This is a genomic window from Paenibacillus sp. FSL W8-0187 (genome assembly GCF_037969755.1).
Classification (GTDB): domain Bacteria; phylum Bacillota; class Bacilli; order Paenibacillales; family Paenibacillaceae; genus Paenibacillus_AQ.
Map to the genome: position 1 here is coordinate 3,414,002 of NZ_CP150206.1, position 13,374 is coordinate 3,427,375.

10 protein-coding genes are annotated in these 13,374 nt (G+C 48.9%); all 10 read left to right on the plus strand.

Going from position 1 to position 13,374, the window contains the following annotated elements:
• Window positions 1–110: 110 nt before the first annotated feature.
• Window positions 111–1,610, plus strand: coding sequence for a malate:quinone oxidoreductase (locus MKY48_RS15365; RefSeq protein WP_339273074.1), 1,500 nt, complete (start codon window positions 111–113; stop codon window positions 1,608–1,610).
• A 279-nt stretch (window positions 1,611–1,889) separates the two neighbouring features.
• Complete coding sequence (locus tag MKY48_RS15370) at window positions 1,890–2,906, plus strand: glycosidase (RefSeq protein WP_339293335.1); 1,017 nt, start codon at window positions 1,890–1,892, stop codon at window positions 2,904–2,906.
• A gap of 299 nt (window positions 2,907–3,205) precedes the next feature.
• Window positions 3,206–4,501: an extracellular solute-binding protein gene (locus tag MKY48_RS15375; RefSeq protein ID WP_076323333.1), complete on the plus strand. Its 1,296-nt coding sequence runs from the start codon at window positions 3,206–3,208 to the stop codon at window positions 4,499–4,501.
• A 97-nt stretch (window positions 4,502–4,598) separates the two neighbouring features.
• Window positions 4,599–5,471: a sugar ABC transporter permease gene (locus MKY48_RS15380; RefSeq protein ID WP_015735068.1), complete on the plus strand. Its 873-nt coding sequence runs from the start codon at window positions 4,599–4,601 to the stop codon at window positions 5,469–5,471.
• A 16-nt stretch (window positions 5,472–5,487) separates the two neighbouring features.
• Window positions 5,488–6,318: a carbohydrate ABC transporter permease gene (locus tag MKY48_RS15385; protein WP_339293336.1), complete on the plus strand. Its 831-nt coding sequence runs from the start codon at window positions 5,488–5,490 to the stop codon at window positions 6,316–6,318.
• A gap of 47 nt (window positions 6,319–6,365) precedes the next feature.
• Window positions 6,366–8,189: a sensor histidine kinase gene (locus tag MKY48_RS15390; protein ID WP_339293337.1), complete on the plus strand. Its 1,824-nt coding sequence runs from the start codon at window positions 6,366–6,368 to the stop codon at window positions 8,187–8,189.
• Window positions 8,152–9,726, plus strand: a complete 1,575-nt coding sequence (locus tag MKY48_RS15395; RefSeq protein WP_339293338.1) for a response regulator — start codon at window positions 8,152–8,154, stop codon at window positions 9,724–9,726. The genes MKY48_RS15390 and MKY48_RS15395 overlap by 38 nt, the downstream gene beginning before the upstream one ends.
• 40 nt (window positions 9,727–9,766) lie before the next feature.
• The gene (locus MKY48_RS15400) at window positions 9,767–12,091 is read left to right on the plus strand and encodes a glycoside hydrolase family 3 N-terminal domain-containing protein (RefSeq protein ID WP_339293339.1); all 2,325 of its coding nucleotides are present in this window, start codon (window positions 9,767–9,769) and stop codon (window positions 12,089–12,091) included.
• 187 nt (window positions 12,092–12,278) lie between these two features.
• Window positions 12,279–12,839, plus strand: a complete 561-nt coding sequence (locus MKY48_RS15405; RefSeq protein ID WP_339293340.1) for a TetR/AcrR family transcriptional regulator — start codon at window positions 12,279–12,281, stop codon at window positions 12,837–12,839.
• Between the two features lie 38 nt (window positions 12,840–12,877).
• Window positions 12,878–13,273 carry a YvaD family protein gene (locus MKY48_RS15410; protein ID WP_339293341.1) on the plus strand — a complete coding sequence of 132 codons (396 nt, stop codon included), beginning with the start codon at window positions 12,878–12,880 and terminating at the stop codon, window positions 13,271–13,273.
• Window positions 13,274–13,374 lie beyond the last annotated feature (101 nt).

A 13,374-nucleotide genomic window follows, 5' to 3' on the forward strand; every position in this document is an offset into this window, starting at 1 on the left:
AAAAATGACACAGAAAAGGTGTGTTTTCAGGGGACGCCTTGCTTTTTAATGAACTTTTTAGCAGGGACGCCTACTCTTTTTTCAAATATATGGGATAAGGAAGGTTTATAATGAGCAACATGGAGAAAAAAACAGATGTAATCTTAATTGGTGCCGGCGTCATGAGCGCAACATTGGGAGCCCTACTGAAAGAGTTAGTACCTGAATGGGAGATCAAAGTGTTTGAGAAACTTGCAAGCGCGGGGGAAGAAAGCTCCAATGAATGGAATAACGCGGGGACCGGCCACTCCGCATTGTGCGAGCTTAACTATACATCCGAAAAACCTGACGGATCTATCGACATCAGCAAAGCGATCAATATTAACGAACAGTTTCAGGTCTCAAGACAGTTCTGGTCTTATCTGGTAAACAGCAATCTGATTCGCAATCCGCAGGACTTTATCATGCCTATTCCTCATATGAGTTTAGTGCAAGGTGAAAAAGACGTGGCTTTTTTGAAAAAACGTTTTGAAGCGCTGTCAAACAACCCGCTCTTTCAAGGGATGGAATATTCCGAGGATCCGGATCAGCTGAAGGAATGGATTCCGCTTATTATGGAAGGGCGTACAACGAATGAGCCGTTTGCGGCAACCAAAATCGACTCCGGGACGGACATAAACTTTGGCGCTTTAACGCGCATGCTGTTTGACTACTTGAAGAGCAAAGGCACCGAGATTAACTACAAGCATAGCGTCAAGGGTATTAAACGTACACAAGATGGTTCGTGGAAAGTGAAAGTGCATGATATCCAGCAGGGTAAAACCGAATATCATACGGCCAAGTTCGTCTTTATCGGCGGAGGAGGCGGAAGTCTGCATTTGTTGCAAAAAACCGGTATTCCTGAGTCAAAACATATCGGAGGATTCCCGGTAAGCGGACTATTCATGGTGTGTAAGAATCCGGAAGTGGTAGCGCAGCATCATGCCAAAGTATACGGAAAAGCCAAGGTTGGCGCCCCTCCGATGTCGGTTCCCCACTTGGACACAAGATATATTGACAACCAAAAAGCATTGCTCTTTGGTCCGTTTGCCGGCTTCTCGCCCAAGTTCTTAAAAACAGGATCGAATTTTGATTTGATAAGTTCCGTCAAACCGAATAATCTTGTTACCATGCTTGCCGCTGGAGTAAAAGAGATGGCATTGACCAAATACTTGATCCAGCAAGTGATGCTTTCGAATGAAAAACGCATGGAAGAATTACGCGAGTTTATTCCTAACGCCAAAAGCGAGGATTGGGAAATCGTCGTGGCGGGCCAACGCGTACAAGTGATTAAGGATACGCCTAAAGGGAAAGGAACGCTTCAATTTGGGACGGAAGTGGTTAGTGCCGCAGATGGCTCGGTCGCTGCCTTGCTCGGTGCTTCCCCTGGCGCTTCGACAGCCGTTCACGTTATGCTTGAAGTATTAGAGAAATGCTTCCCGCAGCAGATGAAAGAGTGGGAGCCGAAAATAAAAGAAATGATTCCTTCTTACGGCATATCCCTTGCGAACAACCCAGCCCTATTCGAGGAAATTCAAGAATCAACTGCGCAAGCGCTAGGTTTAAGCTTAAAAGAACTCGTGTATAGCTAATACTAGACAGGTAAAAGCGGCAATTAAAAGACACATCGCGCTGTTACTGGATAATGCACTAATAAGGGTAATTCCATATACGTATTGGCCAAATGGCCAAAGATCCAAGCGGTTCATTCATTGAACCGCTTTTTTATGTTATTTAACTGTCAGGACATCACAGATAACAATATTTCGGATAATATTGAAAGTTTGCAGGATATTATGAATTGGCTAAGCCTCTTATAATAAAGTAAAGAAATTGATAACACTTACATAACGATCATAGGAGGCTTATCCATGAAAATTACCCGGCATCCGGAAAATCCGATCGTAGTGCCTGGACTCTACGACTGGAGAAAGGTGACGGTATTCAATCCGGCGGTCATTATCGATAACGGAAAATTCTATATGATTGAACGGACGGCAGGCTCCCTGACTCCCTGTAAAAACTACCTTGGTCTCCTGGAGAGCACGGACGGTGTGCATTTCACCCATGTGTTGGACGAGCCCGTCGTAACACCGGACCAGCTGGGATTCCCCTACGGCAGCATTCAGGACCCGCGGATCGTCAAGATCGACGACACCTTTTATTTGAACTATGCTTTGCGCCCATGCGCCATGAACTATTACCCGACGGGAGCTGGCATCCCTGGACGCTCGATTCCCGAGTATCCGGACGGCTGGGGAGATGAGGAAGGCCACTGGCTGACGCGCTCCGGGATATTGACCTCCAAGGATCTCATTCACTGGGAATACCTATGCGATACGACGCCGCTTGATATCAATGACCGCGACAACATTCTGTTTCCGGAGAAAATCAACGGCAAGTATGTGCTGCTTCGCAGACCGGAAGAATATGTAGGGGAGGAATATGGAACCGAAAAAGCAGCCATGTGGATCAGCTACTCCGACGACTTGGTGCATTGGGACGAGCCCAAGCTGCTGGCAAAAGCCGAAAACAACGACTGGGAGTACAAAAAAATCGGCGGCTCGACGCCTCCGGTACGAACAGACAAGGGATGGCTGGTGCTTTACCACGGCGTAGACCAAGATACGGTGTATCGCGTAGGGGCCTTGCTGCTGGATCTGGAAAATCCGGAAAAAATCATCGCCAGAACCCGCCGGTTCATTATGGAGCCGGAGACGTACTATGAGAAGTTCGGCTATCAGATTCCGAACGTCGTTTTCCCGACAGGGAATGTAGTCAAGGACGGGCTTCTCTATATCTATTATGGCGTGACGGATACGGCGATCGCGCTCGCAACGGTTCCTTTGGATGAGTTGGTAGATTATATTTTGAACGAACCGCAATAACGAAGGGTTAAGGCGTGGCAGAGTTAAAACTGGTTTCTCTGCCACGCTTTCCATATAATCCAACATGTAAGCGATACCATTAATTTGAAATTCCGTAAACTTAATGTCATTAAAATTAACGTTTGTTATGAAGTAGTATGTTTTATAAGTTCTCGCTATTCAAAATGACTTGAAAAAATTAGATGAAATCGTTTTTTTAATGGATATTGGGATTTAAAGTCCGCTTGTATAATTAATATATCTTATATTGTTAAATATAAGAACATAATATGTAACATATAAAGAGAGGGGTATAACAAATGAAAACGTCTAAGAAGCTTAGAACGATGCTGCTGACCGGAACAGCTGCGCTGCTGCTCATGTCAACCGTCGCCTGCGGCTCCGGAGAGAAAGATGCTGCAGAACCGGAAAAGGTTACCTTGAACATCATGCATCCATGGACATCGCCGAACGTGGATAACGAGGTGTACAAAGAGCGGATCGCTGAGTTCGAAAAACAGCATCCTGACATCATCATCAAACAGGACGGGGTAGCGGCAACCGAATATAAAACGAAGCTGCGCACGCTGGCTGCTGCCAACAACCTGTCGGATATCAATGTAGTATGGCCTGGTGCCGACCTGGCTCCTCTGGTTGCCGGGGATTTGCTGATGCCGCTGGATGACCTGATGGACAACTGGAAGGATATTTTGCCGGAGGACGCATTGGCCGGGTTTAACCAGAACGACAGTCAATTCGCCGTGCCGACCAAACAAACCTTCGTGGACATTATTTATTACAATAAAGAGATGTTCGCTGGGGTCGGTTATGACCAATTTCCGGCTACCTACGACGAATTCATTGATGCGGTGAAAAAGCTGAAGGAAGCCGGCATTACGCCGATCTCCTTGGGCAACAAAGAGAAATGGCCGCTTCAATCTTCCTTCTTGTCGATTATCGGGGACCGTTACGCAGGCAGTGACTTCTTGCAGAAAATTCTGAACAAGGAAGCCAAGTTTACCGATCCCGAATACGTGAAAGCGATTGCGGTCATCGATGAACTCGCCAAGCTGGGAGCATTCAATACGGATGCGAACAACATGGATTCCGTGCAAGGGCAGGACTACTTCATTCAAGGCAAGGCAGCCATGCATATCTCTTCTTCTACCGTTGACGGAAGAATCCGCATCAACAACGAGGAAGGGGACAAATTCGGCATTGCGCTCTTTCCGAGCGTCCCTGGAGGCTCAGGCGATCCGGTGAAAAGCGCGGGCGTCGTTCAGTACGGCATCGCCATTAAAAAAGGATTGAGCGATGAAAAGAAAGCGGCTGCCGAGGAATTTATCAAGTTTTTTGTCAATGAGGACTTATACAAAGATCTGATCAGTAAAGGCGTTGTCGTACCGGCCAACGTTGAAATTCCTGAAGATGCGAGTCCGTATCTCAAGGAAATGCTGGAGTTGACCAATAAGGGTACGGCACCGGTGTTCGACAGTGTCATTCCGACGCAAGTTACCGACGTCATGCAGAACGGATTGCAGGCTCTGACGATTGGCAGAGGTACGCCGGAGGAGCTCGCCCAAGAGGTGCAGGAAGCTTTCGACAGCATGAAGTAAGCGCGACGGATTTCCCTAAGTCAAGATCATGATGGCACAAAGAAAAACCCGGCAGCGGGTTTTTCTTATTAAAGGCAGAAAGAAAGGAGTTACGCCAATGCATACGCTTAAGCATACGAAATGGGCTATTTTCTTGGGCTTGGCGCCAGCACTCATTATATATATATGCATTGCCATATTTCCCATCGGCTTATCGGTCTATTATTCCTTGATGAACTGGGATGGGATCACCCCTATGCGTTTTATCGGGCTGGACAATTTTGTGGATATATTCAAGGACGATATATTTTGGCTGTCCGTTAAAAACAACATCATTATCATGTTTACGGGGATAGCGGGTCAGATTCCGCTTGGCCTGCTGCTGGCCTTGCTGCTGAATCGGGGACTCAAGGGCTCCAGTTTCTTCCGGACCATCGGATTCCTGCCCGTGGTCATTTCATCGGTCATGGTATCCCTGATCTGGGGCATGGTGTACAACACGGAATACGGGATGCTGAATAACCTGCTCGGCGTTTTGGGTCTTGAAAGCTGGCAGCAAAATTGGCTGGGCGATCCGTTCTGGTCCATGATTTCCATCAGCATCGCTTATATATGGCAAAACTGCGGATTATATATGATCATTCTATTAGCTGCACTTCAGAATATCCCCGATGAAGTCAATGAGGCGGCTGCCCTGGATGGGGCGACCGGACTAAGCCGGATCATGCGCATTACCATTCCGATGATCCGGGGGACATTGCTCGTCTCCGTTGTCTACAGCATCAGTAATTCCTTCCGCGTATTCGATCTGATTCAGATCATGACCGGCGGAGGACCGGCACATGCGACGGAGGTTATGACCGTTTATATGTATAACAACTCGTTTATGAATATGAGATTCGGCTACGGCAGCGCGGTATCCGTATTGATTCTGCTGTTTAGCCTTATCGTCATCACGATCGTCAATCGATTGGCGAGAGAAAAGGAATAGAAGGGAGAGGGAGGAGATGTACAGACAAACGAAATGGTTCCATTTATCGGCATACACTTTTTTGGGCATATTCGCTATTATTAATATAATCCCTTTCTTTTGGATGATCGTAGATTCGTTCAAAACCGAGCAGGAATATGCGGCGAACCCGTTCTCCATACCGACAGAGCTGCAATTCTCCAATTACGGGAAAGCGTGGGAAGTGGCGAATATGGATACCTACTTCCTTAACAGCATCATCGTAACGGTTGTATCGTTGGTCGTGACGGTCCTTCTCGGATCGCTTGCGGCGTACTTTTTAGCCCGGTTCAATTTTAAGCTGCGCGGTGCGACTTACGCGATATTTCTGCTGGGCATGGTCGTTCCGATCCATGCGACCTTGATTCCGATCTTCTTGATCATGCGGAATCTGCATTTGCTGGATACCCATTTATCGCTGATTCTTCCTTATACGGCCTTCCATTTGTCGTTGACAATCTTTATTCTGGAAGGCTTCATGAGAGGATTCCCGAAGGATCTCGAAGAGTCGGGCGTTATGGACGGCGCGGGCGTATTTAAAATTTTCTGGTCAATCATTTTGCCGATCACGCGTCCAGCCATTTCAACTGTCGTGATTTTGAACTTTATCTATAATTGGAACGAGTATTTGTTTGCACTCGTCTTGATCAGTTCATCGTCCCTGAAAACACTGCCGCTGGGTCTCGCCAACTTTGTCGGCATTGAGACAGCCAGCCTGACGCTGCAAATGGCGGCACTGACGATCGCGCTTATTCCGATCATTATTTTTTACTTGCTGCTGCAAAAGCAATTGGTTAACGGCATGACGGCAGGAGCAGTTAAAGGTTAAACTGGTTTCAATTCAACATCATGAGGACATCGAAAGAGGGAATGGACATGCGCAGCAGTTTTGGCTGGATCGGGAATTATGGTCTGAAACAGAAGGCTCTGGTCATTTTCCTCTTTTTTGTCATTCTGCCTACGCTTGGGGTCGGCGTCCTGGCCCAAGATAAGCTGAACGAAGTGCTGCGCAGCCAATTTATCCAATCAAGCCAGCGCAGCCTTGAGATCGTAACGAACCAGCTGGAAGAGCAAACGACCATGATTGAGGACATTGCCGATTATTTGATCCTCAGCAATGACATGCGCCAATACCTGCGCCTTGACCCACCGCCCGAGAGCGGGAGGGCTGAGCAGTTGAAGCAAAATCTCGAAGGATTTCTGACGTTTCAGTTAATGTCCAAAAACTATATCAAATCGATGTCGATCACCGGATTTAACGGCAATTCCATTGAGATGGGCGAGCCGATTCACGGCAACGAAGAGTCATGGAACCGGCTTGCGGACGAGCATAAAGGCGGGATCGTGTGGAGCAGTGGCTATCCTTCAACCAGCGGCTGGTATGGAGAAGTAAACCTCGTTTCATTGTTCCGGGTGCTGAATTCCTATGACGAGATCACGCAGCCGCTTGCCCGGCTTGTCATCCGCATGGATGAAGCCAGTATACTTAAACAGCTGCAGCGGGGGTTGACGCGGGACGAAGGCATGGTGTTTATTGTGGATTCGGAAGGTCAAATCGTACTGCCTTCCAAAGAAATGTTTCCCTTGAATATCGGCGATTGGGAAGCGTTTACGGATATCGTAACCGCAGGGACGATGGGGATTTCCACTTACCGTCACGACGGGGAAGCGTATTTGACCTTTCATCAACGAATGGAAAATACCGATTGGAATATCGTTTCCATGGTGCCCAAGGCTGCGCTTGATCAGGATATACGCGGCGTAAGAATCTTGATGCAGGTCATTCTTGTGGGGATCCTCCTATTGGGTTTATTGGCCTTGATCGGCTTCCACTATACGATTATCAGACCGATTCTGCGCTTGAAGATTGAGACCAATCGCGTAAAGCTCGGCGATTTCTCCGCGAGGGTACCTATTCGTTCCAAGGATGAGATTTCCGAGCTGAACCGCAGGTTTAACGATATGGTATCCACGATTCAGGAATTGATCGAGCATAAATACAAGCTGGAACTGCGGGAGCGCGAATCCGAGCTGCGTTTGCTGCAGGAGCAGATGGACCCGCATTTTCTCTATAATACGCTCGATATGATCCGCTGGACTGCCAGGCTGGAGAAGGCCAGCGAGTCCAGCCAGCTCATCGAAATTTTGTCTCGATTCCTGCGTTCCAGTCTGAACAATGGTCATTACGAGACCAGTCTCGCTAAAGAAATGGAGTTCGTACGCTCCTATTTGTATTTGCAGCAGAGGCGGCTGGGACAAAAACTGAAATACGCACTTTATATGGAATATGATCTGGCGAATTCGCTTACTTTGAAGGCTACCATTCAGCCTTTGATTGAGAATTTTCTTAAACATGGCATAGATCGGCGCGAGCCGGCAGCCAGAATATCGGTCATAGCGTATACGCGGGAGGATGAGATTTGGATCGACGTGCAGGATAACGGCCGCGGAATGGACGAGCTTACTTTAGAGGAAGTTCGGGAATCCCTTCGAAACGGGGTTCAAGCCGGTCGCAAACGAGGTGCGCTCAGCAACATTCATGAACGTCTATACCTATATTTCGGAGAACGCTACGGACTGGAAGTGATCGAGGCTTCACCTCAAGGAACCTTGATTCGCCTCAAGCTCCCATATTCTGAAACCTACGGTGGTGAATCGTACGATGCAACACGTGAAGACAGTAAAAATGCTGATCGTTGACGATGAACCCGTGATCTGTCAAGGCTTGCACTATACCATTGACTGGGCGGATTATGGAGTCGAAGTCGTCGCGGAGGCTTATGACGGCAATGAAGCTTTGCAGGTGGTGCAGGAACACGGGATTGATCTGGTTCTTACGGACATCCGGATGGAGGGAATGGACGGGCTTCAGCTTGCTAAGGAGCTGAAGCGCTGCCATCCTCAGGTTCGGGTCATCATGATCAGCGGTTATGAGGAATTCGAATATGCACGCCAAGCCATCAAGCTGGATGTAACCGATTACTTGCTGAAGCCCGTCGATATTGACGAATTGGTGGCGGCCGTGACCGGGATCGTGGAAGACATTCGCAGCAAGGATACCCATGTCAACAGTCCAACGAAGGATGCGGAGCTTTGGCTTTCCGAGATGGCCGCGCATTATGAAACTTCATTAGCCAAGTCGATACCTCCATATTTGTTAAACAGTGCCGAGTATAAACTCATAGCCACGCAGCTGGAGAAGTTCTCGAACCTTGCGGCTTCCGTGAATGAACAGGATTTTGTGAGACTTCAGCAATTGTGGCTGCATACGATACGCGAAAACCTGGAAGCTAGCGGCATCCGTCAAGTATCCGTGTTTGTGCATAAAAATTTGCTGTTGACCCTGCTGATGACGGATCAACCGCGCCCGAAGCGGCAGTGGGATGAAATTCTGCAGGCGATGCTGGATGCTTGGCCGGAAGAGCATCGCATGTATGGGGCGGTATCGGATGCTTACGCTTCCCTGGACCAAACGGCAACCATATGCGCCGATGTGCGCGCGTTACTGCCTTATTATGCCTTGGAGCATCGCTCCTTGCTGGATCGCGAATATAAGGCCAAGGCGGATTTCGGCCGGGCATTGCATGATTTCGACAGTGCCGACATGGTATCGAAACTGTCCGTGGCATTATTCAAGCAGGATGCTGATATGCTGGAAGAGCTTGTCGACGGCATGTTCCGATTATTCCTGGATCAGCGCTACCTGTTGACGGATATGGTCAAAGTGTGTGATGAACTATCCATCATGCTGCGGCAGCGACTTCGTCAAAGCGGCCTGACCCAGCTGGAGCATGGCCTGGAGAGGGCGATCGACCTGGAGGTGTTCAATCATCCCGATGCGATCCGGCAGGCGATATCCACGGAAGTGTTTGACCTGCTGCAGTTGATCGACAAGGTTGGCATCGACAGATCGTTCTGGATCATTGAGAAGGCCAAGAAGTATATGGCGGATCATTATCTGAGCGAACTGAAAGCGTCGGAAGTGGCAGCGTATTTGAAAATTACGCCGAGCTACTTCAGCAATATTTTCAAACAAAGCACGGGAAAAAGCTTCAGCGAATACATGAACGAATTGCGCATCAACGAGGCAAGAAAGTTGCTGCTGACGACGCAGGACAAGGTGTTTGAGATTGCCGACCGCGTCGGCTACAAAGAATACAAGTATTTTGTATCCGTCTTCAAACTGTACACGGGCATGACGCCCAAGAAATATCGGGTCTTGAATATCAAAGAATGATTATAAGCATGACGACCAGGATGGAAGGAGTATGGGGAATATGGAGAAATATCGTAATGCTGCGCTCCCCGTAGACGAGCGTGTTGAGGATTTGTTATCCAGAATGACGCTGCGAGAGAAGGTCGGGCAGCTGAATCAGCACTTGTACGGCTGGATGGCTTATCGTCGAAGCGAAGGAACCGAAACGGAGTTTGAACTGACCGACTTATTCAAGGATCATGTCGAGTGGGGAGCCGGAATGGGAGCGCTGTACGGACTGTTCCGGGCGGATCCCTGGTCCGGAGTGACTTATGAGAACGGGGTTCCTACGCGAGACAACGCGAAGGTGGCAAATGCCATCCAGCGCTATGTGATCGAACACAGCCGGCTGGGCATTCCCGTCCTGCTCTCGGAGGAATGTCCTCATGGCCATCAAGCGCTTGACGGAACGATTCTGCCCGTCAATACGGCCATCGGTTCCACCTGGAATCCCGAATTAATTGAACAAGCCTATTCCCAGGTAGCCTCCGAGATCCGCAGCCGAGGCGCGCATTTAGGGTTGGTCTCGGTATTGGACATCCTGCAGGATCCGCGGTGGGGACGCTCCGAGGAGTGTTACGGAGAAGACCCTTACTTGGCTGCGCGAATGACGGAAGCGGTTGTGTTTGGCATGCAGGGAAGAAACCTGGAAGAATGGAGTAGTCCGAATAAGGCAGCTGCCGTGCTCAAGCATCTGTGCGCACAGGGAGCAGGGCAGGGCGGTCGGAATGCCGGCCCGGTTCCCGCAGGCGAGCGGGAACTGCGGGAAATTCACCTGCCTGCCGCGGAGGCTGGGATCAAGGCAGGAGCGGCTGGTGTCATGGCGGCCTATAATGAACTCGACGGCATTCCGTGTCATGCCAATGATAAGCTGTTAACCGGCATTCTGAGAGATGAATGGGGATTTGATGGAATTGTCATGGCGGATGGAACGGCCATCGACCGATTGGTGTCCATTACGGGAGACTATGAATCGGCAGCTGCGCTTGCCCTGTCATCCGGGGTAGACCTAAGCCTGTGGGACAAGTCGTTTACGACGCTTGAACAAGCGGTGAAACAAGGGAAGGCCGATATGGAGAGCATCGACCGCGCGGTTGGACGAGTGCTTGGACTGAAATTCCGATTGGGGCTGTTCGAGCAGCCGTACGTTGACGAGAGCTTGGCTGCTTCGACCGTGAATAATGCAGCCGCCAGAGAGTTGAACGTTTCCGTCGCGAGAGAAGCGGTTGTATTGCTTAAGAACGACAAAGACGCACTGCCGCTGAGTGGCGGCAGCATCAAACGACTGGCGGTTATCGGGCCTAACGCGGACAGGCTCTACAACCAGCTTGGGGACTACACCAGCGTTCAGCGTGAGGGCAGCGGAGTCACGGCGCTTCAAGGCATTCGGATGGCTGCACCCGCAGGTACAGACATCGTCTTCGCTCCCGGATGCAGCGTCCGAGGCATGTCCACGCAGGGCTTGCCTGAAGCGATCGAAGCCGCCCGTTCCGCGGATGCGGTCGTGCTCGTGCTTGGCGGCAGCAGCGCCCGGCAATTCGGGGACGCATTCGATAATAACGGCGCAGCGATCGTAGCGGAAGGGGATCCGACGGAGATGGATTGCGGCGAAGGTGTCGATCTTGCCGATCTGCGATTAGGCGGCAATCAGGAACAGCTGGTACGTGAAATTCACGCCATCGGTAAACCATTGATTACGGTACTCATTCAGGGACGTCCGCTGGCCATCGGCGAGGTGGCTGAGCTCAGCGATGCCTTGCTGTGCGCTTGGTATCCCGGCAGTGAAGGCGGCCTTGCCATCGGAGAGATCCTGTTCGGCCAGGTGAACCCGAGCGGCAAACTGCCCGTTTCGATCCCGCGCTCCGTGGGTCAATTGCCGGTTTATTATAATCAGAAAAATGCAGGGCGCCCTCGCCCTTATGTCGATATGCCGTCCAAACCGTTATATCCGTTCGGATTCGGCCTCAGTTACAGCACGTTCGAATACGGTTCTCTGACCATCTCGCAGAAAGATATGACGCTTGAAGAGCTTCGATCCGGAGGTCGTGTCGAAGTGTGCGTGGAGATGAAGAACACCGGAAAGATGAAGGGAGACGAAGTTGTACAGCTCTACATACAAGCCGATCAATCAGGGATAACCCGCCGTTTACGGGAATTGAAGGGATTCAAAAAGGTAGCGCTGGAGCCTGGTGATGTAACCACCGTCACGTTCGAGCTCGGCTTCGAGGAGTTGGCTATTTGGAATCGAAACATGGAATTCGAAGTGGTCCCTTGCAGAGTTAGCCTCGTTGTTGGCGGGCACTCGGATTGGGACACCGGTGTTGTTGAGTTGAAGATAAAGGCCTGATCGTAAGCCTCTGTCAAGGGGTTTGTGTACATGTCTAAACGATCATATTTTTGGAGACAGCATTCCATGCTGTCTCTTTTCGTTGTGATCATCCTTTCGTTGACATTAAAAAAGAATAGGGATATCATTAAAGAAATCACGGAAAATGTTATCGTTTTATTATTTTCCGGACAAGGAGGTGTACCTATTGAGAGAACGAATTGTCGAAGCGGCAAGCAAGGAAATTAGGAGAAGTGGATTGCGATTTACGATGGGTGAGCTGGCCAAACAGCTGGGGATGAGCACAAAGACGCTGTACGGATACTTCCCTTCGAAGGATGTACTTATTGCAACGATTCTTCATAAGGCCATTGTCGAACTTCAAGAAAAAGAAAAGGACATCATGGGTAATCCTGACCTGACTACACTCGATAAACTTAAGCGATGCCTCATCCTTATCCCGACTGATTTTCAGTTTATCGAGCTGAATCTCATAACCGAGCTTCAGCGTTATTATCCTGATCAATGGAAGACGCTGGATCAATTTCTGAATAAGCAATGGGACAGCATTACTGAACTATTTCAGGAAGGAATCAATCAAGGATGGTTACGCCCTTTTAATACCAAAATATTTATTGATTTGTATGTAGGAGGTCTTTATCGATTAATTGAGGATTCGACTGAGAATAAAAGCAGCATTACGCTTCATGAGGGTCTGCGGGATATGGGTGAGATCCTTTTATCCGGTATTATCAAGAAGGAAGGCTGATCAATCATTAGTTCATTAAGGAGAAGAGAGGGTATTATTTGAGTAAAACATTAAAAGGGCTCTTTTTATTTACGGATATCGGATTTATCTTGTATTGGGTCGTCACCGCACTAGCATTAATTCCCAAGGAATATTTATATCAGGATTATACCAATGAGCTGTTAGTGGTTTGGAATTGGTCGTTCTTCCCGCTGGATATACTCATTTCCATCACCGGGATATACAGTCTTCACCTACATAAACACATGAATGTAAAGTGGAGAAGCTTTGCCTTAATATCGCTTATCCTGACATTTTGTTCCGGGCTGCAGGCGATCGTTTTTTGGATCATGAAGTCCGATTTCGACATCATGTGGTGGGCGCCTAACCTGTACCTCATGTTATATCCTTTGTTCTTCATCCCAAAACTGCTTGAGACCAAGGAGCCGCGTTAATTCGTGGCTTTCTTGATTTTTGTTTCACTGTATCGGATGAGTATTCGATAAAATTCTCTACCGACATATTCTGAGCGCAAGCGAAAAAAAAGGGCTAAAGG

Bases quoted from the DNA above. Each gene is read 5' to 3' on its own strand.
- MKY48_RS15375 (WP_076323333.1), top strand. From the start codon at position 3,206: ATGAAAACGTCTAAGAAGCTTAGAACGATGCTGCTGACCGGAACAGCT.
- MKY48_RS15370 (WP_339293335.1), top strand. From the start codon at position 1,890: ATGAAAATTACCCGGCATCCGGAAAATCCGATCGTAGTGCCTGGACTC.
- MKY48_RS15395 (WP_339293338.1), top strand. From the start codon at position 8,152: ATGCAACACGTGAAGACAGTAAAAATGCTGATCGTTGACGATGAACCC.
- MKY48_RS15385 (WP_339293336.1), top strand. From the start codon at position 5,488: ATGTACAGACAAACGAAATGGTTCCATTTATCGGCATACACTTTTTTG.
- MKY48_RS15380 (WP_015735068.1), top strand. From the start codon at position 4,599: ATGCATACGCTTAAGCATACGAAATGGGCTATTTTCTTGGGCTTGGCG.
- MKY48_RS15390 (WP_339293337.1), top strand. From the start codon at position 6,366: ATGCGCAGCAGTTTTGGCTGGATCGGGAATTATGGTCTGAAACAGAAG.
- MKY48_RS15400 (WP_339293339.1), top strand. From the start codon at position 9,767: ATGGAGAAATATCGTAATGCTGCGCTCCCCGTAGACGAGCGTGTTGAG.
- MKY48_RS15365 (WP_339273074.1), top strand. From the start codon at position 111: ATGAGCAACATGGAGAAAAAAACAGATGTAATCTTAATTGGTGCCGGC.